Source organism: Burkholderia sp. MSMB1835 (genome assembly GCF_001526365.1).
Classification (GTDB): Bacteria; Pseudomonadota; Gammaproteobacteria; order Burkholderiales; family Burkholderiaceae; genus Burkholderia.
Genome location: NZ_LOYP01000012.1, coordinates 118,170 through 142,725 on the forward strand (window position 1 = coordinate 118,170; position 24,556 = coordinate 142,725).

Consider the following 24,556-nt stretch of genomic DNA (forward strand, 5'->3'; position numbering starts at 1 on the left):
AACGTCGACGCCGCCGTCTCCTTCGAATTCACTGCTGCGAGGGTTCAATGTTCGACCGGATTCGTCCGCATTCGCGTCCCTGGACGCTGCTCGCCGCCGTCGCGCTCGTCGCGTTCAACGCCGGCTGCACGTCCCCGTCCGCGCCGTCGGGCGCCGTCGTCGCGGTCGCCGCCGCGTCGGGCGCGGCCGTCCCGCTGCCCGGCGTTCACGCGCCCGAACTGTCGTCCGGCTGGACCGACAAGTCGGGCTGGACCTCGCAGCACTTCATGATCGCGGCCGCGAACCCGCTCGCCACGCAGGCCGGCTACGACATGCTGAAGGCCGGCGGCACCGCGATCGACGCGGCCATCGCGACGCAGATGGTGCTCGCGCTGGTCGAGCCGCAATCGTCGGGCATCGGCGGCGGCGCGTTCATGCTGTACTTCGACGGCAAGACGACGCAGGCGTACGACGGCCGCGAGACCGCGCCGGCCGCCGCGACCGAGCGCCTCTTCTACGGGCCGACCGGCCAGCCGATGGGCTTCTACGAAGGCGTCGTCGGCGGGCGCTCGGTCGGCACGCCGGGCGTGCTGCGCATGCTCGACGCCGCGCACCGCGCGCACGGCAAGCTGCCGTGGCGCCGGCTGTTCCAGCCGGCCATCCGGCTCGCCGAGCGCGGCTTCACGGTCAGCCCGCGGCTCGCGATGCTGATCGCGAACGACAAGTACCTGCACGACGACCCGGCCGCCCGCGCGTATTTCTACAATGCGGACGGCACACCGAAGGCTGCCGGCACGGTGCTGAAGAATCCCGCGCTCGCGACCGTGCTGCGCCAGGTCGCCGATCGCGGCGCGAACGCGTTCTACAGCGGCGCGATCGCGCGCGACATCGTCACGAAGGTGCGCAAGCACCCGACCAACCCGGGGCTGCTGTCGCTGCAGGATCTCGCGCGCTACAAGGCGAAGGTGCGTGCGCCGCTGTGCGCCGACTATCGGCGCTCGGTGGTCTGCGGGATGCCGCCGCCATCGTCGGGCGGCCTCGCGATCGCGCAGATGCTCGGCATTCTCGAGGCGATGCCCGACTGGCAGCAGATCGGCGCGCAGAAGCCGGTGCGCACCGAGCTCGGCTACGAGCCGACGCCGTTCGCCGCCCATCTGTTCAGCGAAGCCGGACGTCTCGCATACGCGGATCGCGCGCGCTACGTGGCCGATCCCGATTTCGTGCCGCTGCCGGGCGGCAACTGGGCGAGCCTCACCGACAAGTCCTATCTCGCGCAGCGCGCGCGGCTGATCGGCGACACGAGCATGGGCGTCGCGCAGGCCGGCACGCCGCAGGGCGCGACGCTCGCGATGGCCGACGACCGCAGCGCCGAATTGCCGTCGACGTCCGACATCGCGATCGTCGACCGCTACGGTCAGGCGCTGTCGATGACGACCAGCATCGAGGACGCGTTCGGCTCCCGGCTGATGGTGCGCGGCTTCCTGCTGAACAACCAGCTCACCGACTTCTCGTTCGCGTCGACCGACAACGGCCGGCCGGTCGCGAACCGCGTGCAGCCGGGCAAGCGGCCGCGCTCGGCGATGTCGCCGGAACTCGTGTTCGACAAGAAGACGAAGCAGGTGACGATGATCGTCGGCTCGGCCGGCGGCCCCGCGATCATCAATCACGTCGCGAAGACGCTCGTCGGCGTGCTCGACTGGGGGATGACGATGCAGCAGGCGATCGCGCTGCCGAACTTCGGGTCGATGAACGGGCCGACGCAACTCGAGCGCGGCCGCGTGTCGGACGCGCTCGTCGACGGGCTGAAGGGCCGCGGGCACGACGTGCAGGTCGTCGAGATGAACTCGGGGCTGCAGGGGATCCAGCGGCTGAACGTGCAGGGGCAGACGGTGTGGTTCGGCGGCGCGGATCCGCGCAGGGAAGGCGTAGCGATGGGGGAATGATCGACGCTTGTCGGCAGCAGGCGGCGCGCATGCGCCGCCTGCTTCGAGTCACCCTCTCCCCTTCCACGGCACCACCCGCCGCTCGACCCACCGCATCGCCAGATCGAACAGCCATGCGATCGCGCCGATGATCAGAATCCCCATCACGACGATGTCGGTGCGCAGGAAGCTCGACGCGTTGAGCACCATCTGCCCGAGCCCGGCCGTCGCGGCAACCATCTCGGCCGCGACGAGCGTCGTCCAGCCGAAGCCGATCGCGATCCGCAGCCCGGTGAGGATTTCCGGCAGCGCGGCCGGCAACACGACGTGCCGCACGATCTGCGCGAAGCTGCCGCCGAGCGAGTACGCGGCGTTGATCTGCTCGACCGTCGCCGCACGCACGCCGGCGCGTGCGGCCATCGCGATCGGCGCGAAGCAGGCGAGGAAGATCACGACGAGCTTCGCCGTTTCGTCGATGCCGAACCAGATCACGACGAGCGGAAGATACGCGAGCGGCGGCAGCGGCCGATAGAACTCCAGCAGCGGATCGAGCACGCCGCGTGCGATGCGGCTCACGCCCATCAGGATGCCGGCCGGCACGCCGAGCGCGGCGGCGAGCGCGAACGCGCCGAACACGCGGGCAGCGCTCCACAACAGATGCTCGGACAACGGCAGGCCGCCCTGGATACGGCCGTGACACGCGTCGACGAAGGCCGTCCATACGGCTTCCGGCGTGGGGAGAAACAGCGGCGGCAACCATTGCCGATGCGTCGCAACCCACCACAGCACGGCCAGCGCAGCGACCGTCGCCGCGCTGAGCGCGGCCGTTTTCCCCTGCCCCGGCAAGCGATAGCGGTTCGACGAACGACGCGCACGCACGGCGCGCGCCGCAGCCTCGGCCCGCGTCGTGCGACCGTCGTCCGGCTCGACACCCGCGGCCGTGCGATCGGCCGCCCACGAATCCTGCGTGCTCATGCTGTCCTGCCTGTGCAATGTACTGATCCGGCCGCGTCCGACGGCCACGCCGTGCCGCGCGAGTTCGCTCATGGCGCGGCCTCCGCGACGGCCTCGTCGCGATGCAGATACGCGATCAGCCGCTCGCGCCACGCGATGAAATCCGGCGACGACTTCACCGCGCGCGCATCGCGCGTTTCGACGTAACGGCGCGCGAACGGCAGCTCGAAGGTTTCGGCAATGCGACCGGGGCCCGGCGTCATCACGACGAGACGCGTCGCGAGGAACAGCGCCTCCTCGACGTCGTGCGTGATGAAGAACACCGTCTTGCCGGTGCGCGCCCACACGTCGAGCACCAGCGCCTGCATCGTGCCGCGCGTCATCGCGTCGAGCGCACCCATCGGCTCGTCCATCAGCAGCACGCGCGGGTCGCTCGCGAGCGCACGCGCGATGCCGACCCGCTGCTGCATCCCGCCCGACAGTTCGTACACGCGCGCGTGCGCATGGCGCTCGAGGCCGACGAGCGCGAGCATCTCCGCCGCGCGCGCTTCGCGTTCGGCCCTCGACACGCGTGCGAAGCGCAGCCCGAGCGCGACGTTGTCGAGCACGTCGAGCCACGGCAGCAGCGCGTATTTCTGGAACACGACGCCACGATCGGCGCCGGGGCCCGTGACCGGCACGCCGTCGACGCATACGTCGCCCGTCGTCGGCGCGACGAAGCCTGCCATGCAGTTCAGCAGCGTCGTCTTCCCGCATCCGGACGCACCGAGCGCGACGACGAATTCACCGGCATCGATGCGCAGGTCGACGCGCGCGAGCGCCTGCGTCGTCGGCCTGCCGCGCTCGCCCGGATAGGCGACCGATACCTGGCGGACCTCCAGCGTACTCATGATCGAAGGGCTCCGCGATGAATGGGCCGGATGACCGCGCTCAGCGCGCGGCCTTCTGCACGAACTGCGGATCGACGCCCGCCGAATAGTCGGCGAGCACCGTCTGGATCGTGCCCTGCGATTTGAGGAACGCGGCCGTAGCCGCGAGCGACTTCGCAGCGCCCGATTGCGCGCCGCCTCCGAGCCACGTCGGCGAAGCCTGCTCGGCCGCCGTCGGGAACGCATAGAGCGCGAGGCTCGCGGGCACGTCCGCCGCGTTCGCGCCCGACACCTTCGCCACCGCCGCGACCTGCGGCGAGCCGACCTTCCAAGCCGCGGCATGCGCGCGGTAGTCGGCATCGGCGGCCGCGAGCACCTTCACGAAGCGCGTGACGAACTCGGGGTTCTCGCGCGCGAACTTGCGGCTCACGACGAAGCCGTCGAAGGTCGACTTGCCACTTTCCTTCGCAACCTGGCCCGACGTCGTGAGCACGGTGCCCGACTGCTTGACCTTCGCGAGCACCGGATCCCAGATATAGGTCGCGTCGATGTCGCCGCGCGCCCACGCGGCCGCGACTTCGGGCGGACGCAGGTTGACGATCTTCACGTCGTTCGGATTGACGCCCGCGGCCTGTAGCGCGACGAGCGTATGGAAGTGCGACGTCGACACGAACGGCACGCCGATCTTCTTGCCCTTCAGCGCGGCGACGCTGGTCACGCCCGAGCCGTTGCGCGCGACGAGCGCCTCGGCGTCGTTGATGTTGTCGAGTACCCAGAACAGCGAGATGTCGAGCCCCTGCGACAGGCCGGCCGCGATCGGGCTCGAACCGGCTTCGCCGAGCTGCACGGAGCCCGACGCGAGCGCACGGATCACGTCGGCGCCGCTGTCGAGCTTGCGGAACGTGACCTTGTAGCCGGTTGCCTTCTCGACTTCACCGCTCGCCTGCGCGTAGCGCCACGGCACGACCATGTCCTGATACGCGATCACGACTTCGCGCGATTCGGCGTGCGCCGCGCCGAGCGCGGCAAAGGCGGACAGCGCGACGGCGGCGCGGCGGATGAAGCTGAAACGGGACATGCGGCTCTCCTTCGGAATGCGGGTGTTGCAAGCGGAGAGCCGACTTTACGAGCTTTGCGCGCGGCGGGAGCGAACTTATCGTGCGAAGCTATCGATGCCGTTTCAGCTTTGCTTTTCGTGCCGGATTGGATCGCGCGTCCGGTCGGGTGACGATTGCCGCGCGCATGCGCGGATCACCGCCGCGCCAACGAAAAAGCCCGCATCGCTGCGGGCTTTCGGGACTGCGGGTCTGGCGCGGATGGAGGCAAACGCGGTGCTCAGACCACCCCCGCCCCATGCGCCTGCAGATCGGCGTGATAGCTCGAACGCACCATCGCACCGACGGCCGCGTGCGTGAAGCCCATCTTGTACGCCTCTTCCTCGTACATCTTGAACGTATCCGGATGCACGTACGCGCGCACCGGCAGGTGGTGCTCGGACGGCTGCAGGTACTGGCCGATCGTCAGCATGTCGACGTCGTGCGCGCGCAGGTCGCGCATCACCTGCAGGATTTCCTCTTCCGTCTCGCCGAGGCCGACCATCAGCCCCGACTTCGTCGCGACGTCCGGATGCAGCGCCTTGAAGTCCTTCAAGAGCTTCAGCGAGTGCGCGTAGTCCGAACCCGGGCGCGCTTCCTTGTACAGGCGCGGCACCGTTTCGAGGTTGTGGTTCATCACGTCGGGCGGCGCCGCATTCAGGATCGAAATCGCACGGTCGAGACGGCCGCGGAAGTCCGGCGTCAGGATCTCGATGCGCGTGTCGGGCGACTGCTCGCGCACTTCGCGGATGCACTCGACGAAGTGGGCGGCGCCGCCGTCGCGCAGGTCGTCGCGGTCGACGCTCGTGATCACCACGTACTTGAGCTTCAGTGCGGCGATCGTGCGCGCGAGGTTCTTCGGTTCATCCGCGTCGAGCGGATCGGGCCGGCCGTGACCGACGTCGCAGAACGGGCAGCGGCGCGTGCACTTGTCGCCCATGATCATGAACGTCGCGGTGCCCTTGCCGAAGCACTCGCCGATGTTCGGGCAGCTCGCTTCCTCGCACACGGTGTGCAGGTTGTGCTCGCGCAGGATCGTCTTGATCTCGTTGAAACGCGAACTGCCGGTAGCCGCCTTCACGCGGATCCACTCCGGCTTCTTCAGCTTCTCGATCGGAATGACCTTGATCGGAATGCGCGCCGTCTTCGCCTGCGCCTTCTGCTTGGCGGTCGGATCGTAGGCCGGGGTCGCGGCCGTATCGGCCGGTGCGGGAGAAGCGGTAACGTCAGTCATTCGATTGTTCCAGTGCGTGCGGCTTGTCGGCGGCCGCGGATGCGCCGTCGAGGTTGGCGATCAGACGGCCCACCAGCGTGTGGGCGACGTCGTTCCAGTCGGCGGCAACCTCGAGGCTCGCCATGTCGACGGTTTCCAGTCCGGCATAGCCGCACGGATTGATCGCGAGAAACGGGCGCAGATCCATCTTCACGTTCAGGCTCAGCCCGTGATAGCTGCAGCCGTTGCGGATCTTCAGGCCGAGGGCCGCGATCTTCGCGCCCTCGTGCACGCCGGATGCCACGTAGATCCCGGGCGCGCCCGCCTTGCGGACCGAAGCGAGATTATACGCCGCGAGGGTGTCGATCACGGCCTGCTCGATCTTCGTCACGAGCGTGCGCACCATCAGCTTGCGCCGGCGCAGGTCCAGCAGCAGGTAGACGACGATCTGGCCGGGGCCGTGGTAGGTGATTTGTCCGCCGCGGTCGACCTTCACGAGCGGCACGCCGCTGTCGGCCACCAGCAGGTGCGCCGGGTCGCCGGCCTGGCCGAGCGTGTAGACGGGCGGATGCTCGATCACCCAGATCTCGTCGCCGGTGTCGGCCGTGCGCGTGTCGGTGAACGTGCGCATCGCGTCGAAGCTCGTCTCGTAGGCCTCGCGGCCCCGCCACCGCACGGTGACCGGCTGAGCCGGCTGAGCCGGCTGATCCGGGGCTCCGGCGGGCGATGCGGAAACGGCGACAGGCGTGGACACGATGGAAACCGGCGAAACGGACATGGGCGGTAGTTTACCGAAAACCCGTGGGTCTCGCCGGCCTTGGGTGGGGGACGGATCGCCGGTATCCGTCGGACGAAACGACGGTCAGACGGTGCGCCAGCCGTCGTGGACCAATGCAGCGACGCGTTCGCGCAGCCGGCTCAGCCCGCCGAGCGCGACTTCCCGCGGCGGCCGCGACACCGAGAACGCGACGCGCGCGCCCTCCCGGCTTTCCGCGCTGAGCCACAGCCGCTCGCCGCGGCGCAGCTTGAGCGTCTCGCCGTCGACCAGGAAGTAATCGTCGACGTCGTTGCTGCGCGTCGCCCAGACCGGCCCGCACTGGACGATCAGCCGCGTGCTGCGTTGCACCTTCATCGGCACGGTCTCGCCCGCGGGAATTTCGAAGGTGATGCTTGAAGAGATTTCTTGCATGATCGACTCCGCCAATAAGTGCTTCGATGGCTACAATCGTAGTCACTCGAAGGCGCCCGACCAAACGACCAATTTTCACGTCGATGTGAGGAAAATTAGCAAATGGACCTCCGCCAGCTCCCGGCGCTGAACGCGATTCGCGCGTTCGAAGCCGCCGCCCGCCACGAGAACTTCTCGCGCGCCGCCGACGAGCTGTTCGTCACGCACGGCGCGGTCAGCCACCAGGTACGCGCGCTCGAGGAAGAGCTCGGCGTGCAGCTGTTCACGCGCAACGGCAAGCGGCTGTGCCTGACCGACGCCGGCATGCGCTACGCGCAGCAGATCCGCACCGCGCTGATGGTGATCGCCGACGCGACGCGCGACGTGCGCGCGAGCGACCGCGATCGGCGGCTGGTGGTGTCGATGCTGTCGTCGTTCGCCGCGCGCTTCATCACGCCGCGCATCGGTACGTTCATCGAGCGGCATCCGGAAATCGACGTCGAGCTGCAATCGACCAACTCGCTCACCGATTTCGCGCGCGACGACGTCGATCTCGCGATCCGCTTCGGCTTCGGCAGCTATCCGGGGCTTCACGTGGAGCCGCTGTTCGAGGAGGTGTTCTTTCCGGCGTGCGCGCCGACACTGAACGGCGGCAAGCTGCCGCAGACGCCCGCCGATCTCGTGCACTACCCGCTGCTGCGCTCGGACGACGAGCTGTGGCGGCCCTGGTTCGACGCGGCCGGGCTCGACACGCTGACCGAGCCGAAACGGGGCATTCTGTACCAGGATTCGTCGAACCTGCTGCTCGCCGCGATCGAGGGCCAGGGGATCGCGCTGGTGCGCCGCTCGCTCGCGGTGCACGACCTGCTCGACGGGCGCATCGTGCGCCTGTTCGACATCGACGGGCCGAGCCCGTGGCACTATTTTTTCGTGTGTCCGCCGCCGCTCTTGAACACGCCGCGCGTGCAGGCGTTCCGGACCTGGCTGTTCGAGGAAGTCGCCGAATACAAGCGTCTGTGCGACGAGCTGGACGCGCGGCGCGCGGCGGGGAAATGCCCCGCCGAGTGCGCGCTGGAGGGCGGATGGAAAGGGATCAGCGGCCGTTTGCGCTGATCCCCGGCCGCAGGAACGGGCCTTAAAGTACGACCTTGACCATCGGATGGCCGGTCAGCGCGCGGTAGATGTTGTCGAGCTGCTCCTGGCTCGTCGCGCGCACGGTGATCGTGAGGCCCGTGTAATTGCCGCTGCTCGACGCGCGCTCCTCGATCTTCTCGACGTCGATCTCGTTGTCGTGAACGGCCACGACCTTGAAGATCGTGTCCTTGAATTCGGGGTGCGCCTTGCCCATGATCTTGATCGGGAAATCGCACGGAAACTCCAGCAGCGACTCCTTCCGGGTTTCGATCGCGCCGGTGACCTCGACGGTTTTGGTCGGTTCGCTCATCATTTTCTCCGGGTTAGGTCAAACTGTTCAAACTCGCGCGCCTTCGCACGCTGGTACGCGTCGTACAGCGCCGCGAACACGGGGCCCGGCTTGCCGCCCTGCACGGGCAGATCGTCGAGCGACGTGACGGGCAGGATTTCCTTGGTGGCCGACGTGATCATGATTTCGTCGGCCGAACGCAGCTCGACCTCGCTGATCTCGCGCGCGACGAACCGGATCCCGCATTCGTCGGCCAGTTGCTCGACCAGCGCGTAGCGGACCCCTTCGAGGATCTTGTTGCTGCGCGGCGGCGCGAACAGTTCGCCGTTCTTCACGATCCACACGTTCGACGACGAGCCTTCGGTCACGTTTTCGTCGCGCAACTGGATCGTCTCGAACGCGTCGCGTTCGGCCGCATGCTGCGCCATCAACACGTTGCCGAGCAGCGAGATCGACTTGATGTCGCAATGCAGCCAGCGGCGATCCTCGGCCGTCACGCAGCGCACGCCCTTCGCGCGCTCCTCTTCCGACGGCAGGCGCAGCGGGCTCGTCATCGCGAACACCGTCGGCACCGCGTTCGCCGGGAACGCGTGGCCGCGCTTCGCGACGCCGCGCGTCACCTGCAGGTAGACGAGCGCATTGCCGTCGCCGAGGCCTTCGGCGTTCGCCGCGACCACCCGCTCGATCAGCGCGCGCCAACCGGCCGCATCGTGCGGGTCGTCGATGCCGATCTTCTTCAGGCTGCGTGCGAGCCGCTCCAGATGCTGTTCGATCCGGAACGGCACGTGCGCGCCGTCGTGCGCATACACGGGGACGACTTCATACACGCCGTCGCCGAAGATGAACCCGCGGTCGAGCACCGGCACACGGGCTTCGGACAGCGGCACCAGTTCCTCCTGCGACGACACGCTGAGGTAGACGATCGGTTCGAATTCGGCTTGGCTCATGGCTATGACAGATGGGGATGAAGTCGTGAAAACAAAGGCCCGTCGCGCTTACTTCTTCTTGCTGAACATCAGCAGGATCGAGTCCCAGATACGTCCGAAGATACCCGCTTCCGGCACGGCCTGCAGTGCCACGACCGGGAATTCGGACAGCGTCTTGCCGTCGGCGACGATCTTCACGGTGCCGACCTGCTGGCCTTGCGCGAGCGGCGCGATCAGCGGCGCGTTGACGTCGACTTCGGTCTTGACCTTGTCGCCGAGGCCGCGCGGCACGGTCGCCCACTGGTCGGCGCTCACGCCGACCTGCACGGTGTTGTCCTTGCCCTTGTAGAGGCGCGGCGTCGCGATCGCCTGGCCGCCCTTGAACAGGCGCACCGAGTCGAACGCGCTGTAGCCGTAGTTCAGCATCTTCATGCTGTCCTGCGTACGGTCGCTTTCCTTCTGCTCGCCCATCATCACCGACACGAGGCGGCGCTGGCCGTCGACACCCGGGATCGCGCGCTTGGCCGACGCGATCAGGCAGTATCCGGCCGCCTGCGTATGGCCCGTCTTCAGGCCGTCGACCGTCGGGTCGAGCCACAGCAGCCGGTTGCGGTTGCCCTGGCGGATGTTGTTGTACTTGAATTCCTTCTCCGAGAAGATCCCGTAGTACTGCGGAAAATCGCGGATCAGGTGCGCGGACAGCTTCGCGAGGTCGCCGGCCGTCGTGTAGTGGTTCGGGTCGGGCATGCCGTTCACGTCGGCGAAGTGCGTGCCCTTCATGCCGAGGCGCGCGGCCTCGTCGTTCATCATCGTGACGAACTGCCCTTCGCTGCCGCCGACGAGTTCGGCCAGCGCGATCGCGGCATCGTTGCCCGACTGGATGATCATCCCGTACACGAGGTCATGCACGGACACCGGCTTGTTCGCCTCGATGAACATGCGCGACTCGTCGCGGCCGACGCGGCGCACGGCGTCGCTCGGCGTGACGATCTGCTCCATCGAGATCTTCTTCTTGTCGAGCGCCTCGAACACGAGGTACGCCGTCATCAGCTTCGTCAGCGACGCCGGCTCGACGCGTTCGTCCGCATTGCCCGATGCGAGCACCGTGTTGCTCGTCGCGTCGACGAGCACCCACGAGCGTGCGTTCACGCCCGGCGGCGGCACCGCGCCCGGCATGTAGGTCGCGGGCGCGCCGGTGGACTGCTCGGCGGCCGGCGCCGCATGCGCGGCCTTGGCCTTGGCGGCCGGCTTCGCCTCGGCGACGACGATGGTCGATACGAGCGCGACGGGCAGCATCACGCCGAGCGCGACGTTGCGCGCGGCGGTGCCGAAGGCGATGGAGGAAGCGAGGGACTTGAGGCCTTGGGAAGACAGACGCATGATCGATTCAGGCTGATGGCAGAAAGTGCGGTGCGAAACGCGCAGGGTTGAACGGCAAGGCGGCGGGCGTTTCGGGCACTCGCCCGACACCGTCGGGCGACGCGAAACGCGCCGGTTGGACTCGTGCGGACGCGTTCGGTTCGCGGCCGTCGCGAGCGGGCGGACAGGCGGCGAAACGAGCGCCGCATGGGCCCAGCCGGGCCGCGGGCAACGCGGAATGCGGCCATTATACGTGGCCGCGAACGGCGTTTTCGCGAACTTGGCCGCCGAACGCCCGCATGCCGGCTGCGCGCGCATCGCGCGGCGACGCATCGGGCACGCGTGCTCGACGCCGCGCGACGGGCGGTCGCATGCGGCGTGCAACGCGCGTTGCGCCAGCGTGCGGCAGCCGGGTTGCGGTGCGGCGCGATGTCGCGTGAAGTGCGGGGAAGGGTCGCGCATCGTCCGGCCGGGCGACGGTGCGCGGCACGGGCCGCCGGCGCTTGCGCCGGCGCCCGCATGCAGGGCTAGGGCCCGTGCACGCTCATGACGGGCTTGCGCCGGCCTAGCGCCACGCGTCGACGATGATGCGCTTCAACACGTGCAGCTTGCGATGGAGGAAATGCTCGGCGCCGGGGATCACGACGACCGGCAGCTCCTGCGGCCGCGCCCAGTCGTACACCGACGCGATCGGCACCGTGTCGTCGGTTTCGCCGTGGATCACGAGCGTGTTCTCGGGCACGTCGGCCACCTGCCAGCGGCTCGCGGCCGTGCCGACGAACACCATCCGCTCGATCGTCTCGCCCGCGTCGCGCAGCCGCTTGGCGACGTGCGACAGCACGAAGGTGCCGAACGAGAAGCCCGCGAGCACGAGCGGCAGGTCCGCATACGCGGGCTGCGCGCGCATGTGCGCGAGCACCGCGAGCAGGTCGTCGGCCTCGCCGGCGCCGTTGTCGTGCACGCCTTCGGTCGCGCCGACGCCGCGGAAGTTCGACCGGTAGACGACGTAGTTCAGTTGCACGAGCGTGCGCGCGAGCGTCTGCGCGACCTTGTTGTCCATCGTGCCGCCGAACAACGGATGCGGATGCGCGACGAGCGCGATGCCGCGCGGCGCGGCGCCGCCTTCGCGCACCGCGTCGGGCAGGTCGACCGCGATTTCGATCTGGCCGATCGGGCCCGCGATCAGCGATTTCTGCGTATGAACGTTCATTCGGCCGGCCCGCTCAGATCTTCAGGCGCTCGACGACCTTGCCGTCGCGCAGGTGCGACTCGACGATCTCGTCGATGTCGGCCCGATCGACGTACGTGTACCACGTGCCTTCCGGATACACGACCATCACCGGCCCTTCCTCGCAGCGGTCGAGGCAGCCGGCCTTGTTGATGCGGACCTTGCCGGGCCCCGCGAGACCGAGTTCCTTCACGCGCTTTTTCGCGTATTCCTGCATGGTCTGCGCGTCGCATTGCGCGCAGCTCGGGCGCTCGGCGCCCGGTTCGCGCTGGTTCAGGCAGAAGAAGACGTGGTGCTGGTAGTAGGAATCCATGATGGTGACGTGCGGCCCGGCGCGAGGCCGTGCGGAAAGAAGGGCGATGAATTGCCGTTACGCGAAGCGGCAACGGAGGATGCGGACGATTATAGCGACCGGCGCACGCGGCTGCCCGCGGCACGGCCGCCGCCGCACGGGCCCCGGCTGCCGCGTCAGCGGCGCAGCGCGGCCGGCAGCCACGCGTGCTCGACGCGCTGGCCGAGCCAGATCAGCGCCGCGTAGGGCCAGATCCATGCGAGCCAGCGCGCGATGCTGTTGAAGTGCACGTAGCGGCCCTGCCGCCACCCCGACAGCGTGAAGTCGAAGAACGGGTTGACCGGCAGCAGGTTCACGAGCGCGACGCCGGCCAGCAACGCGAGCGCCGCGAGCATCGCGCGCCACGTCGCCGGCACGCGCAATGCGACGAGCGCCGCCGCGAAACCCAGCTCGATGCCGAGCCGCGCGCCGGGCGTCGCCCACACGACGACGAGGCCGGTGGCCGACTGCATGAACGTCGCGGCCGCCTTCAACAGGAGCGTGGCAACCACCAGCGCGACCAGCAGCCGGATGCGCGGCGCGCGCGGGCGCATCGCGAGCGAGGCGATCGCCAGCGCGGGGAACAGCATCAGCCCGCCGAGCACGGCTTCCCACGCGGAATCCGACAACCAGCCGTCGACCCGCTCGGGCCATTCGCTGACGTGCCACGCGGCCGGCAGCCATGCGAGCAGCGCGTCCTGCATCGACGCGTCGGCGCGCTCCCACAGCGCGGCCGGCCAGTCGCCGATGCCGAACAGGAACGGCGACGGAAACACGATCGCGAACGGCCACAGCGCGGTGAGCAGCAGCGGCGTCGACCCGTCGGCCTCCAGCCATGCGAAGCGCAGCCGGCGCAGCACGCCGCGGTCGAGCAGCGCGCCGGCGGCCGGCGCAGCGAGCGCCGCGCCCAGCAGCGCGCCGAGCGCGTTGGCGCCGAGATCGAGATTCGACGCGACGCGCGTCGGCAGGTAGGTCTGCAGCGCCTCCATCGTCCCCGACAGCAGCACGCCGAGCACGCTCGCGATCAGCGTCGCGGCCACGCCGCGCCAGCGCGGGTGCAGCGCGAGCACGCCGAGCGCGCCGAACGGCAGATAACCGAGCACGTTCGTGACCACGTCGAACGCCGTCACGTAGCGCTGCATCGGCGCGAACAGGTAATCGAACGGACCGATGCCGAGCGACGCCCAGCCTTCGAACGGATACAGCGACGCGTAGACGATCAGCGCCGCGTAGGCGACAAACGCCTGCCGCGCGAGCGGCGACGCGCGATGCGTGCCGGACGCGCTCATCGCGGCTGCCCGCCGGGCGTCACGGCGTGCCCGCGTACGCCTGCACGCCGACCCACGCGGCGATCTGCGACACGAGTTCGTCGCTGGCCGCCGCGAGCGCACGCGCGCCGCCGGCCGCGTCGGGCGTGCTCGACGGCGCGCGCGCGACGAACGTGCGCTGGCCGAGCACCTTGCCGTCGAGCATCAGCGTCGCGCGCGCGGTCACCGCGCCGTGGCTTTGCGACTGCCCGTCGAAGACCTGTTCGAATTCGCTCAGGTCGACCTTGAGGGTCGGCGCACGCACGCCGTCGGCCCCTTCGAGCACCGTGCCGCGCGACGACAGCGCGCCGCGCAGCCGTTGCGTGAGCAACTGCGCGGGCGGCGCGGTCCAGCGGCTGTCGCGATAGACGGCCACGTGCTGCGCATCGGCGTACGCGAGGCGGTACGCGAACTTGTCCGTATCGAGCGCGTCGGGCGCGGCGACGTCGAGCACCTTCAGCGCGGGGCCGGACCCGGTGGTCGCCACCGACGACACGGGCCCGAGGTCGTAGCGGATGTTCGACAGCACCGCGTTGTTGCCGGCGCAACCGGCCGCCAGCGCGAGCGTCAGCGCGGCAAGCGCGGCCGCGGCCGGACGCAGCGCGCGGTCAAGGATTCGTGGCATGGCGTATTCCTGCATGATGTTTCCGGTTTCGATGGACGTCATTGCCCGGCCGTCGCACCCGGCCAGACGAAGCCCGCTTCGCCGGGCCCCGGCGCCGCGCCGGGCGATCCGAACAACAGACTGCGCGGGTTGCGGCCGAGTTCGCCGGCGACGTCCTTCAATTGCCGCGACGCGTCGCCGACGCTGTCGGCCAGCGCATTGAAGCGCGGCAGCGTGTCGTACTGCACGCGCGCGTTGAGCCCGTTCAGCGCGACGCCGACCTGCTCGGCGGCCGTGCCGGCCTTGTTCAGATTCGTCACGAGCGGCCCGTTCGGCTGCAGCAGCGTGTTCGCCGACGCCATCGCGCGGTTCACCTCGTGCATCGTCTCCGGCAGCGCGGTGACCGCCGGGCCGAGCTGCTTCGTCAGCGTCGCCGCGCCGTCGGCCGCGTGCTGCAGGCTTTCGGCGGTCGCGCGCAACTGCTCGCGCATCTCGGGCGACATCAGCGCGTTCGCGCTCTTCGCCGCGAGTTCGAGCTGCCGCAGCAGCACGTCGCCGCGCTCCTGGATCTGGTCGAACAGGCTCGGCCGCATCGGGATCTGCGCGATCGACTTCGGCGACGACGGCAGCGGCGACAGATCGCGCCCCGTATCCTCGAGCTGCACGAACGCGATACCCGTCACGCCTTGGAAGCCGAGGCTGCCGTAGGTCGACTGCGTGATCGGCGCGTCGTGATCGACGAGGATGCGGATCCGGATCTGGCCCGGATGCGTGCGATCGAAGCCGATCGACTGCACCTTGCCGACGTCGAGGCCGCGAAAGCGCACGGCCGCGTCCGGGAACAGCCCCGTCACGTTGGTGCGCGCGAGCAGGTCGTACGGCACGCGCACGGTGCGGTCGACGTTGAACCAGAACACGGTGCCCGCGATCGCGAGCGTCAGCGCGATCGTGAACAGGCCGGCCCAGAACGCATGTGATTTATTTTCCATTCGCGGGTTCCTTGCTTCTACAGCTCGACGCTCGACAGCGCCGGTTCGAGGGCCGCCTTCGGCAGCTTCGCGCGCCGCTCGGGCGGCAGTGCCTGCAATGCGCGGCGCCCGCGCAGCCCCAGGAAATATTCGTGGATGAACGGATGGTCGACGTTCGCGGCCTCCTCGACGGGCGCGGCGACCAGCACCTTGCGATCGGCCAGCACCGCGACGCGCGTCGACAGCGCGACCATCGTATCGAGGTCGTGCGTCACCATCACGACGGTCAGCCCGAGCGTGCGGTGCAGCGTCGCGATCAGCTCGACGAATTCGTCGGAGGCCTGCGGATCGAGGCCGGCCGTCGGCTCGTCGAGGAACAGCAGCTCGGGCTCCAGCGCGATCGCGCGCGCGATGCCGACCCGCTTCACCATCCCGCCCGACAGCGCGGCCGGCATCTTCGACGCGTGCTTGCACGGCAGCCCGACCATCTCCAGCTTCAGCATCACGATGTCGTGCAGCAGGTCCGGCGGCACGCGGCCGAGCTCGCGCAGCGGCTGCGCGACGTTGTCGAACACCGTCATCGACGAGAACAGCGCGCCCTGCTGGAACAGCATCCCCGAACGCGTGCGCATCATCCGCGCGCTCGCGTCGTCGATCGTCGCCGTATCCTGGCCGAACACCTTGATCGTGCCCGACGTCGGCCGCTCCAGGCCGAGGATCTGGCGCACGAGCGTCGTCTTGCCGGAGCCCGAGCCGCCGACGATCGACACGATCTCGCCGCGCCGCACGTCGAAGTCGAGCTTCTGGTGAACGATGTTGCGCCCGTAGCGCTTGGTCAGGTTGCGCACCTCGATCACGAGGTCGCCGGCATCGGCGGCCGCGTCCGGCCGGGGGCCGACCGACCCGGCGCCGATCGCCGCGGCATGCGCGGTCGTTTCGTTCGATGCGTTCATCCGAGCCCCACGTTCTGGAACAGAATCGCGAACACCGCGTCGGCGAGGATCACGACCGTGATCGACGACACCACCGACGTGGTCGTGCCTTCGCCGAGGCTCTGCGAATTCGCCTTGATCCGGAAGCCGAAATGGCACGCGACCAGCGCGATCAGCATGCCGAACACGACGCCCTTGCCGACCCCGATGTACAGGTTCGCGATCGGCACGACGCCCGGCAGCGAGCGCACGAAATAGTTGATGTCGATGCCGAGCACCAGCTTCGCGGCGAGCGCGCCGCCCGTCAGCGCGATGATGTTGGTCCACATCACGAGCAGCGGCATCGCGACGCCGAGCGCGAGCACGCGCGGCAGGATCAGCCGCAGCCCGTGCGGGATGCCCATCACGCGCATCGCGTCGAGCTCCTCGGTCACGCGCATCACGCCGATCTGCGCGGTGATCGCGGAGCCCGACCGGCCCGCGACGAGAATCGCCGACAGCACGGGGCCGAGCTCGCGGATCACCGACAGCCCGAGAATGTTCACGATGTAGCGGTTCGCCCCGAACATCTGCAACTGCTGCGCGGACAGGTAGCTGAGCACGATGCCGATCAGGAAGGCGACGAGCGCGGTGATCGGCAGCGCCTGTGCACCTGCGCTGTAGATGTTCGCGGAGGTTTCCCGCCACGGCATCGTCCGCGGGCGGCGCAGCACCGACAGCGCATCGAGGATCACGAGGCCGAACATCGCGATGCCGCCCTGCAGGTGTTCGCCGAACGAGAAGATCGCCTGGCCGAGCCGCGTGACGGGATCGAACCGCACGATGCGCTCGGGCGCCTCGCGCTGGCTGTCGAGCCGCTCGATGCGCTCGAAGATCGTGCGCTGCGTGGCGCTCAGCGCGACGCCGGCCGGCAGCTTGCGGCCCCACACGCGCCACAGCGCCTGGCCGCCGACGTGATCGAGCCGCTCGATGCCGGACAGATCCCATTCGCTCACGCGCCCGGCGGCGATGCTCGCGATGCGGCGCGCCACGGCGCCGCGGTTGCGCGCGAGCGACAGCGCGGTCCACTGGCCGGTCAGGCGCACCGTCTGGCCCTGGCCGCCGGCGTCGACCGACAGGCCGGGAGGAGTCTCGAAGTCCAAGGGCAGGTTGTTTGCAAAAGGATGACAGCGGCCATTGTAGCGAACCGCCCGACGCCGCGACGTGAGGATTTCCGGCGCGGCGTCGGGGGCGCGGCGCGCAGCCGTGAGCGTCGAGCCCGGGGCGCCGGCCGGGCCCGGCCCGAGGCCGCCGCCGGCTGCGGCCCGCTGCCGGCATCGCAACCTTTCATTGTTCCGTCACGTTTCCTTTCGATACTCTCACGCGCCGCACCTCAGGCCGTCGGCGCACCGCGCCGCCATTCGTGCGTACCTCGCGCTTCATAAAACAGAACACCGAACAGGACAACCGATGCGTCTCCCCCCGCTTTCCCGCCGCCACGTGCCGGCCGCCGCCGCGCTCGCCAGCCTCGCCTTCGTCCTCGCCGGCTGCGGCGGCGACGACGTCACCGCCACGCCGCCGTCGCAGCCCGAGGCCCAGGCGCCCGTCGGCACGACGGCCACGCTCGCGCTGCTCGAGACGACCGACCTGCACACCAACGTGCTGTCGTACGACTATTTCAAGCTCGCCGCCGACAATTCGCTCGGCTTCGAGCGCGTGTCGACGCTGATCGCGCAGGCGCGCAAGCAGTACCCGAACACGCTGCTGCTCGACAACGGCGACACGATCCAGGGCACCGCGCTGTCGGACTACCAGGCGCTCGTGAAGCCGGTGGGCTGCGACCAGACGCTCGCGATCTACAAGGTGATGAACGCCGCGAAATTCGACGGCGGCGGGATCGGCAACCACGAGTTCAACTACGGGCTGCCGTACCTGTCGCAGGTGACCGGCAACACGTTCGAGGTCGACGGCCTGCCGGCGCCGGCCCAGCAGAAGAAGTGCGCGGGCCCGAACTTCCCGCAGGTGCTCGCGAACGTGATCAGCGCGAAGACCAACGCGCCGCTGTTCACGCCGTACACGATCCTCACGCGCACGGTGACGGCCACGACGCCGGACGGCAAGACGGTCAGCGCGCCCGTGAAGATCGGCATCATCGGCTTCACGCCGCCGGCGATCATGAACTGGGACAAGCGCTGGCTCGACGGCAAGGTCTACACGACCGGGCTGAAGGAGGCGGCCGAGAAGTACATTCCGGAAATGCGCGCGAAGGGCGCCGATCTCGTCGTCGCGATCTCGCACGGCGGCCTCGACAATGCCGCGTACTCGCCGACGATGGAAAACGGCAGCTGGTGGCTGTCGAAGGTGCCCGGCATCGACGCGATGCTGATCGGCCACTCGCACCAGGTGTTCCCGGACGCGAACAGCACCGTGTCGCAGTTCAACCTGCCGGGCGTCGACAAGGTCAAGGGCACCGTCAACGGCGTGCCGACCGTGATGGCCAACTACTGGGGCAAGCATCTCGGCGTGATCAAGCTCGGCCTGAAGTTCGACGGCAAGACGTGGACCGTCGACAAGTCGCAGACGACCGTCGAGGCGCGGCCGATCCAGAACGCCGACAAGAGCTACGTCGCCGCCGACCCGTCGGTCTCCGCCGCGATCGCCGCCGAGCACCAGGCGACGATCGACTACGTGAAGACGCCGATCGGCTCGACCGACTACCGGATGAACTCGTACTTCGCGGACGTCGGCGATCCGGGCGCGATCCAGATCGTCAACGAGGCGCAGGCCGACTACGTGAAGACCTACGTGCAGGCCAACCTGCCGCAATACGCGTCGCTGCCGGTGCTGTCGGTCAGCGCGCCGTTCAAGAGCGGCTTCGGCGGCGGCACCGACTACACCGACGTCGCGCCGGGCGCGCTCGCGATCAACAACGCCGCCGACCTGTACCTGTATCCGAACACCGTGTACGCGGTGAAGGTGAGCGGCGCCGACGTGAAGAACTGGCTCGAGACCGCCGCGAAGCGCTTCAATACGATCGACCCGACGAAGGCGACCGTGCAGCCGCTCGTCAGCACCTTCCCCGGCTACAACTTCGACATGTTCACGTCGGCCGATCTCGCCTATGAAATCGACGTCACGCAGCCGGTCGGCAGCCGCATCCGGAACCTGACGTACAAGGGTGCGGCGATCGACCCGAACGCGCAGTTCATCGTCGCGACCAACAACTACCGTGCAAGCGGCGGCGGCAACTTCCCGGGCCTCGACGGCAGCAAGACGATCTTCGCGTCGCCCGACGCGAACCGCGACGTGCTGATCGCGTTCATCAAGAAGCGCGGCGCGATCACGCGCGCGGCCGACGGCGCGCAGCGCAGCTGGCGCTTCACGAAGCTCGCGAGCTCGGTCGCGCACGTGCGGTTCGCATCCGCGCCGAACCGCCTCGGCGACGCGACAGCGGCCGGCCTGACCGGCATCACGCAGGTCGCGGCCGACGACGGCTCGGGCAAGAACCTCGCGACCTACGAGATCGACCTCACGCAATGAGACACGCGATGCAACCGATCCGGACGATGCGGCCCGCCGAAACCGGCTTCGCCGCTGCCGCGCGGCGCGTGCTGCGCGCGAAGCTCCCGCCCGCCGCGCTGCTCGCGGCGGCGGCCGTGACCGTCGCGGCCGTCGTCGCGGCGACCGGCCTGCGCGGCGCCGGCCCCGCGCCGAGCGCCGCGCAACTCGACGAATGGCAGGCGATGGTCGCGCAGGCCGTCGAACCGCACGCGCTCGCGCAGTTGCGCACCCTCGCGCGCCGCGGCGCGGCCGACGCGCAGGCGGCGCTCGGCATCGCGCTCGTCGATGCGCACGAACCGGGGCTGCGCGACGAGGGGCGCGGCTGGCTGGAAACGGCCGCGGCCGCGCACGACACGGCCGACGCGCCGGCTGCACGGCGCGCGCAGCTCGCGCTCGGCAAGGCGTTGCTGCTCGGCAGCGGCGATCTGCCGAAAGACTATGCACGCGCACGCGCGCTGCTCGGCGCCGCGGCCGAACAGGGCGACCCGGCCGCCGCGTATTACCTCGGGCTGATCTACCGCAGCGGCTACGGCATCGCCGCCGACCCGGTGCAGGCCGCGCACTGGTTCGACATCGCGTCGCGCGCGGACATCCCGGCCGCCGACTTCATGCTCGCGAACGCGTACCGCGACGGCAGCGGCGTGCCGCGCGACGACGCGCGCGCGCTCGCGCTGTATCGCCGGGCCGCCGAACACGAGTTGCCGGAAGCCGTGCAGACGCTCGCGATGGCCTATCGCAACGGCGAACTCGGGCTCAAGCCCGACGCGGACGAATTCCACGCGCAGTGGATCGAGACCGCGCATGCGCTGAAGCACCCGGTGGTGGCGCCGTGACGGACGTCGACGGCGCACGCACGACCGCGCGGTAGCGTAACGGCGGCTTGCCCGACGAGCATGATCCGTCGCGTCGTGCGTCGAACGCGCGCAACGGCGCTCGATGCGCGGCGCGCGATACGCACACCGGTCGCCGCGCCGCGCAGCCTGTCGGTTCTCGCAGCTCGATACGCGTGCGGCGATGCCTTAACATGCCGCCTCGCATTCACAATAAAACCTGAGAGGCCTTCATCCATGTCGCATCGCCTGTCCTGCCTGCGCGCCGCCATCGGCGCCGCTGTCGCTGCCATTCCGCTCGTTTCGCTCGCCGCGCCGCCGGCGCCGCCCGACATCTTCAACGCCGCGCTGTGCAAGCCGCCGTTCACGTCGGACCTGATGGACGCGATCTACAACGCCGCCAAGGCGGCCGATCCGAAACCGGACAACTCGATGCCGGGTGCGGCGGTCTATCGCCTGCCCGAGCCGATCCGCCGCGACGGCTTCACGACGCAGCACGTCGTGTTCGTCGCCACCGGCATCGGCGTGCTCGTGGAAGGCGAAGTCGCCGACCAGCTCGCCAAACGCTACGAGCTCACCCGCGAGAAAGGCCACCTGCTCGGTGCGTCGTCCGTCGGCTATTCGCGCCGGCTGAACGCCCGCGGCCCGGGCGGTGCGCTGATCCTCGTGTCGGCCCGCCAGGGTCCGGCGCTCAAGGGCAACACGCTGCTCGCCTGCGAAATGACGAGCGAGGAAGACATCAAGGCGCTGGAACAACAGGGGCAACACTGAGCGGCTTGGCGCCGGTCCGGCGGGCAGCCCGGGCGCGGTGCGCGCCCGGGCCGCGGCCGTACACCGGCCTGTCGCACGCACGGCCCGGCGCGCGCCGACGCCCCCTGTCGCTACAATAGGCGCCATGAACGCCCCCACCTCCTCCGACACGCCCGAATCCGGCGACGCGCACATCGCGCGCAACCGGCTCGAGGCGCACCTGGACGCCGCGCCGCGTGCGTGGCCGCTCGACATCGTCGCCGCCACCGGCTCGACCAACGCCGACGTCGCCACGCGGCTCAAGGCGCTGCCGCGCAGCGCGAACGCGTTGCCCGCGCCGCTCGTGCGCGTCGCGTTCGAGCAGACGGCCGGTCGCGGCCGGCAAGGCCGCCCGTGGTTCGCGCAGCCCGGCAATGCGCTGCTGTGCTCGGTCGGCTGCATCGTGCCGCGCGCCGTCGACGCGCTCGGCGGCCTCAGCATCGCGATCGGCGTCGCGCTCGCCGAAGGGTTGGCCACGCTGCCGCTCGACGCCCGCATGCGCGTCGCGCTCAAATGGCCGAACGACCTGCTGCTGACGACCGACGACGACGGCACGCCGCGCATCGTCGGCAAGCTCGCCGGGATCCTGATCGAAACCGTCTGGACCACCGCCGACGCCACCGCCGTCGTGATCGGCTTCGGCATCAACGTGCGCGGCGCGGAAGCCGTCGCCGCGCAGGTCGATGCGCTGCGCGCGCGCGAAGCGACGCTCGCGAGCGGGCTGCCGCCCGCCGCGCTGTCGATCGCGTGCGCGTCGGCGAACCTCACCGATACGCTCGCCGCGTCGCTGAACGCGCTCACGCCGGCGCTCGCGCAATTCGGCGCCGACGGCCTCGCGCCGTTCCTGCCGCGCTGGCACGCGCTGCACGCGTACGCGGGCCGCGAAGTCGTGCTGCTCGAACAGGGCGTCGAACGCGTGCGCGGCATCGCGACGGGCATCGATGCGACCGGCCAGCTGCTGCTCGACACGCCGAACGGCGTGCAGACGATCGCGGCCGGCGACGTGTCTCTGCGCGAAGCGCAATGAGCGAACCGCACCTGCTGATCGACGCCGGCAACAGCCGGATCAAGTGGGCGCTCGCCGACGCGCAGCGCACGCTCGTCGACACGGGCGCGTTCGGCCACACGCGCGACGGCGGCGCCGATCCCGACTGGTCGCGCCTGCCGCGTCCGCGCGACGCATGGATCTCGAACGTCGCGGGCGCGGACGTGGCCGCGCGGATCGACGCGCTGCTCGACGCACGCTGGCCGGGCCTGCCGCGCACGACGATCCGCTCGCGGCCCGCGCAATGCGGCGTGACGAACGGCTATACGACGCCCGAACAGCTCGGCAGCGACCGGTGGGCCGGCCTGATCGGCGCGCACGCGGCGTTTCCGGGCGAGCATCTGCTGATCGCGACGTTCGGCACCGCGACGACGCTCGAGGCCCTGCGCGCGGACGGCCGCTTCACGGGCGGCCTGATCGCGCCGGGCTGGGCGCTGATGATGCGCGCGCTCGGCACGCACACCGCGCAGTTGCCGACGCTGACCACCGATATCGCCAGCGGCCTGCTCACAGGCGCGCAGGCCGAACCGTTCCAGATCGATACGCCGCGCTCGCTGTCGGCCGGCTGCCTGTACGCGCAGGCCGGCCTGATCGAACGCGCGTGGCGCGATCTCGTCGCCGCATGGCAGGCGCCGGTACGGCTCGTGCTGGCAGGCGGCGCGGCGGACGACGTCGCGCGTGCGCTGACGGTCCCGCACACGCGGCACGACGCGCTGATCCTGTCCGGGCTCGCGCTGATCGTCGCGGACACGGCCGGCCGGGCGACGGCGCAGGATTGACGCAAATGCGCCGGCCTCGCGCCGGCGCGTGGCGATGCCGGCCGAAGCGGGCACAAGCGGGCACAAGCGGGCCCGCATCACGCCGACGACGCAGTACGCGCGGCGCCGCGCCAGCGGCCCGCGCGAAAGGTCGACGGAAGCCATGAAAAAACCGGCCATGCGGCCGGCTCGACTGAACGACGTGAATCACGTCGATGACGACAAGGAGTTTCGACGATGCTGCGCTGGCTGATCGCTGTTCTCTTTCTCGCCAACCTGCTCGCGTTCGTGGTGGCGCGCGGCGTGTTCGGGCCGCTGCCGGCGGCCGGCCCGCGCGAACCCGGCATGCTGGCGCGGCAGGTGCGGCCGGACGCGCTGCGCGCGACGCCGCTCTTGCAAGCGACCGACCAGCCCGTCGTCGGCGGCCCGATCGCGGCGCCGGCCGTCACGACCGCACCGCTCGCGGCGTCCGCCCCGTGACGGCGCCGCGTCGCGCTCAGGGCCGTTGCGCGCGCACTTTCTTCAGCAGCGCAGTGGTCGAGCGGTCGTGCTCGAACGGAATCGCCAGCGCCCGGCCGCCCCAGCCGCGCACGAGCGCGGATTCCGGCAGCGCATCCATGTCGTAATCGCCGCCCTTCACGAGGATGTCCGGACGGACGGCCTCGATCAGCGACACGGGCGTCTTTTCCCCGAACGTCACGACCCAGTCGACACTTTCCAGCGCCGCCAGCAGTGCCGCGCGATCTTCTTCGCGGTTGATCGGCCGGTCGTCGCCCTTGCCGAGCATGCGCACCGACGCATCGCTGTTCACGCCGACGATCAGGCAGGCGCCGAGCGCTTTCGCATCGGCGAGGTACGTGACGTGACCGCGATGCAGGATGTCGAACACGCCGTTGGTGAACACGACGGGCGACGGCAGCGATGCGCGCAGCGCGACGAGGGCATCACGGGTGATCAGCTTGCGTTCGAAGGTGGCGGACATGATGGAAATCGGACGGAATGAACGACGGCGCGCGCGACGGCGGCGCCAGATAAAAAGCCCGCCGGACCGGCCGGGCGGGCTTCATGCAGCGAACGCGACACGGTGCCGCGAGCCGGGCGCGAGCCAGGCGTGACTCGCGCCGCCGCCGGCACCCGCCGGCCTCAGGCCGGCTGCGCGGCCGACGACGGACCGCTTTCGGCCTGCAGGCGGCTGGTGACTTCCTTGCGGTAGCGGTTCAGCTCCTGCGCGGTCGCGAATGTGCGCTCGAACAGGATCGACAGGTTGTGCAGGATCCGCTCGACGACCTTCTTCTCCCACTCGCCGTCGAAACGGAT

At 69.7% G+C, this 24,556-nt stretch carries 25 protein-coding genes and 1 pseudogene; 8 read left to right on the forward strand and 18 right to left on the reverse strand.

The features are described from left to right. Window positions 1-47: 47 nt before the first annotated feature. Window positions 48-1,922 carry a gamma-glutamyltransferase gene (gene ggt / locus WS96_RS06000; RefSeq protein ID WP_059831201.1) on the forward strand — a complete coding sequence of 625 codons (1,875 nt, stop codon included), beginning with the start codon at window positions 48-50 and terminating at the stop codon, window positions 1,920-1,922. A 48-nt stretch (window positions 1,923-1,970) separates the two neighbouring features. On the opposite strand, the gene WS96_RS06005 is transcribed toward ggt, so the two are convergent. The 6 genes from WS96_RS06005 to WS96_RS06030 all read right to left on the reverse strand — a co-directional run bounded on the left by WS96_RS06005 (window position 1,971) and on the right by WS96_RS06030 (window position 7,220). Beyond that, window positions 1,971-2,948 (reverse strand): ABC transporter permease subunit, encoded by a 978-nt coding sequence (locus WS96_RS06005; protein WP_059831203.1) that lies wholly within the window; start codon window positions 2,946-2,948, stop codon window positions 1,971-1,973. Next, window positions 2,945-3,745 (reverse strand): taurine ABC transporter ATP-binding protein, encoded by an 801-nt coding sequence (locus WS96_RS06010; RefSeq protein ID WP_059831205.1) that lies wholly within the window; start codon window positions 3,743-3,745, stop codon window positions 2,945-2,947. Before WS96_RS06010 ends, WS96_RS06005 begins: the two co-directional genes overlap by 4 nt. 40 nt (window positions 3,746-3,785) lie before the next feature. Continuing rightward, window positions 3,786-4,802, reverse strand: coding sequence for a taurine ABC transporter substrate-binding protein (tauA, locus tag WS96_RS06015; protein WP_059831207.1), 1,017 nt, complete (start codon window positions 4,800-4,802; stop codon window positions 3,786-3,788). Between the two features lie 257 nt (window positions 4,803-5,059). Next, complete coding sequence (gene lipA / locus WS96_RS06020) at window positions 5,060-6,052, reverse strand: lipoyl synthase (protein WP_006499067.1); 993 nt, start codon at window positions 6,050-6,052, stop codon at window positions 5,060-5,062. Continuing rightward, entirely contained in the window at window positions 6,045-6,809 is a 765-nt protein-coding gene (gene lipB / locus WS96_RS06025; protein ID WP_059831209.1) for a lipoyl(octanoyl) transferase LipB, read from the reverse strand. Before lipB ends, lipA begins: the two co-directional genes overlap by 8 nt. A gap of 84 nt (window positions 6,810-6,893) precedes the next feature. Next, on the reverse strand, window positions 6,894-7,220 hold the full coding sequence (locus tag WS96_RS06030) for a DUF2917 domain-containing protein (protein WP_034208773.1): 327 nt from the start codon (window positions 7,218-7,220) through the stop codon (window positions 6,894-6,896). Window positions 7,221-7,322: 102 nt separating this feature from the next. Here WS96_RS06030 and WS96_RS06035 point away from each other — a divergent pair, with 102 nt between their 5' ends. Continuing rightward, on the forward strand, window positions 7,323-8,312 hold the full coding sequence (locus WS96_RS06035) for a transcriptional regulator GcvA (protein ID WP_006485238.1): 990 nt from the start codon (window positions 7,323-7,325) through the stop codon (window positions 8,310-8,312). A gap of 22 nt (window positions 8,313-8,334) precedes the next feature. On the opposite strand, the gene WS96_RS06040 is transcribed toward WS96_RS06035, so the two are convergent. From WS96_RS06040 to WS96_RS06085, 10 genes are all read right to left on the reverse strand, one after another. Continuing rightward, window positions 8,335-8,643 (reverse strand): HP0495 family protein, encoded by a 309-nt coding sequence (locus tag WS96_RS06040; RefSeq protein WP_027785546.1) that lies wholly within the window; start codon window positions 8,641-8,643, stop codon window positions 8,335-8,337. Continuing rightward, the gene (locus WS96_RS06045; RefSeq protein ID WP_034208484.1) at window positions 8,643-9,569 is read right to left on the reverse strand and encodes a D-amino acid aminotransferase; all 927 of its coding nucleotides are present in this window, start codon (window positions 9,567-9,569) and stop codon (window positions 8,643-8,645) included. The genes WS96_RS06040 and WS96_RS06045 overlap by 1 nt, the downstream gene beginning before the upstream one ends. A gap of 48 nt (window positions 9,570-9,617) precedes the next feature. Beyond that, window positions 9,618-10,928: a D-alanyl-D-alanine carboxypeptidase family protein gene (locus tag WS96_RS06050; protein ID WP_059831210.1), complete on the reverse strand. Its 1,311-nt coding sequence runs from the start codon at window positions 10,926-10,928 to the stop codon at window positions 9,618-9,620. A 544-nt stretch (window positions 10,929-11,472) separates the two neighbouring features. Next, window positions 11,473-12,117: an alpha/beta hydrolase gene (locus WS96_RS06055; RefSeq protein WP_059506516.1), complete on the reverse strand. Its 645-nt coding sequence runs from the start codon at window positions 12,115-12,117 to the stop codon at window positions 11,473-11,475. 13 nt (window positions 12,118-12,130) lie between these two features. Beyond that, entirely contained in the window at window positions 12,131-12,448 is a 318-nt protein-coding gene (locus WS96_RS06060; RefSeq protein ID WP_034208488.1) for a (2Fe-2S) ferredoxin domain-containing protein, read from the reverse strand. 155 nt (window positions 12,449-12,603) lie between these two features. Beyond that, complete coding sequence (locus WS96_RS06065; protein WP_059831212.1) at window positions 12,604-13,755, reverse strand: VanZ family protein; 1,152 nt, start codon at window positions 13,753-13,755, stop codon at window positions 12,604-12,606. A gap of 19 nt (window positions 13,756-13,774) precedes the next feature. Further along, window positions 13,775-14,398 carry an ABC-type transport auxiliary lipoprotein family protein gene (locus WS96_RS06070; protein ID WP_034208774.1) on the reverse strand — a complete coding sequence of 208 codons (624 nt, stop codon included), beginning with the start codon at window positions 14,396-14,398 and terminating at the stop codon, window positions 13,775-13,777. Window positions 14,399-14,436: 38 nt separating this feature from the next. Continuing rightward, complete coding sequence (locus WS96_RS06075) at window positions 14,437-15,366, reverse strand: MlaD family protein (protein WP_059831213.1); 930 nt, start codon at window positions 15,364-15,366, stop codon at window positions 14,437-14,439. Between the two features lie 17 nt (window positions 15,367-15,383). After that, window positions 15,384-16,298: an ABC transporter ATP-binding protein gene (locus tag WS96_RS06080; RefSeq protein ID WP_059831215.1), complete on the reverse strand. Its 915-nt coding sequence runs from the start codon at window positions 16,296-16,298 to the stop codon at window positions 15,384-15,386. Then, window positions 16,295-17,419, reverse strand: coding sequence for an MlaE family ABC transporter permease (locus WS96_RS06085; protein ID WP_059795530.1), 1,125 nt, complete (start codon window positions 17,417-17,419; stop codon window positions 16,295-16,297). The genes WS96_RS06080 and WS96_RS06085 overlap by 4 nt, the downstream gene beginning before the upstream one ends. Window positions 17,420-17,726: 307 nt before the next feature. On the opposite strand from WS96_RS06085, the gene WS96_RS06090 reads away from it, so the two are divergent. From WS96_RS06090 to WS96_RS06115, 6 genes are all read left to right on the forward strand, one after another. Then, the gene (locus tag WS96_RS06090; protein WP_059825259.1) at window positions 17,727-19,796 is read left to right on the forward strand and encodes a bifunctional 2',3'-cyclic-nucleotide 2'-phosphodiesterase/3'-nucleotidase; all 2,070 of its coding nucleotides are present in this window, start codon (window positions 17,727-17,729) and stop codon (window positions 19,794-19,796) included. A gap of 8 nt (window positions 19,797-19,804) precedes the next feature. After that, window positions 19,805-20,650, forward strand: coding sequence for a tetratricopeptide repeat protein (locus WS96_RS06095; RefSeq protein ID WP_059831217.1), 846 nt, complete (start codon window positions 19,805-19,807; stop codon window positions 20,648-20,650). A 234-nt stretch (window positions 20,651-20,884) separates the two neighbouring features. Further along, window positions 20,885-21,418, forward strand: a complete 534-nt coding sequence (locus WS96_RS06100; RefSeq protein WP_059831219.1) for a hypothetical protein — start codon at window positions 20,885-20,887, stop codon at window positions 21,416-21,418. Window positions 21,419-21,542: 124 nt separating this feature from the next. After that, window positions 21,543-22,463: a biotin--[acetyl-CoA-carboxylase] ligase gene (locus tag WS96_RS06105; RefSeq protein WP_059831220.1), complete on the forward strand. Its 921-nt coding sequence runs from the start codon at window positions 21,543-21,545 to the stop codon at window positions 22,461-22,463. Further along, on the forward strand, window positions 22,460-23,260 hold the full coding sequence (locus WS96_RS06110) for a type III pantothenate kinase (protein WP_059831222.1): 801 nt from the start codon (window positions 22,460-22,462) through the stop codon (window positions 23,258-23,260). The genes WS96_RS06105 and WS96_RS06110 overlap by 4 nt, the downstream gene beginning before the upstream one ends. Before the next feature lie 216 nt (window positions 23,261-23,476). Then, a complete protein-coding gene (locus WS96_RS06115) occupies window positions 23,477-23,719 on the forward strand; it encodes a hypothetical protein (RefSeq protein WP_059831223.1) in 243 nt (80 codons plus the stop codon). A gap of 16 nt (window positions 23,720-23,735) precedes the next feature. Here WS96_RS06115 and rfaE2 read toward each other — a convergent pair whose 3' ends face one another. Both rfaE2 and WS96_RS06125 read right to left on the reverse strand, forming a co-directional pair. Then, window positions 23,736-24,221 carry a D-glycero-beta-D-manno-heptose 1-phosphate adenylyltransferase gene (gene rfaE2, locus WS96_RS06120; protein ID WP_059506495.1) on the reverse strand — a complete coding sequence of 162 codons (486 nt, stop codon included), beginning with the start codon at window positions 24,219-24,221 and terminating at the stop codon, window positions 23,736-23,738. A gap of 161 nt (window positions 24,222-24,382) precedes the next feature. After that, a pseudogene (locus tag WS96_RS06125) lies at window positions 24,383-24,556 on the reverse strand (ferritin-like domain-containing protein); the annotation flags it as partial.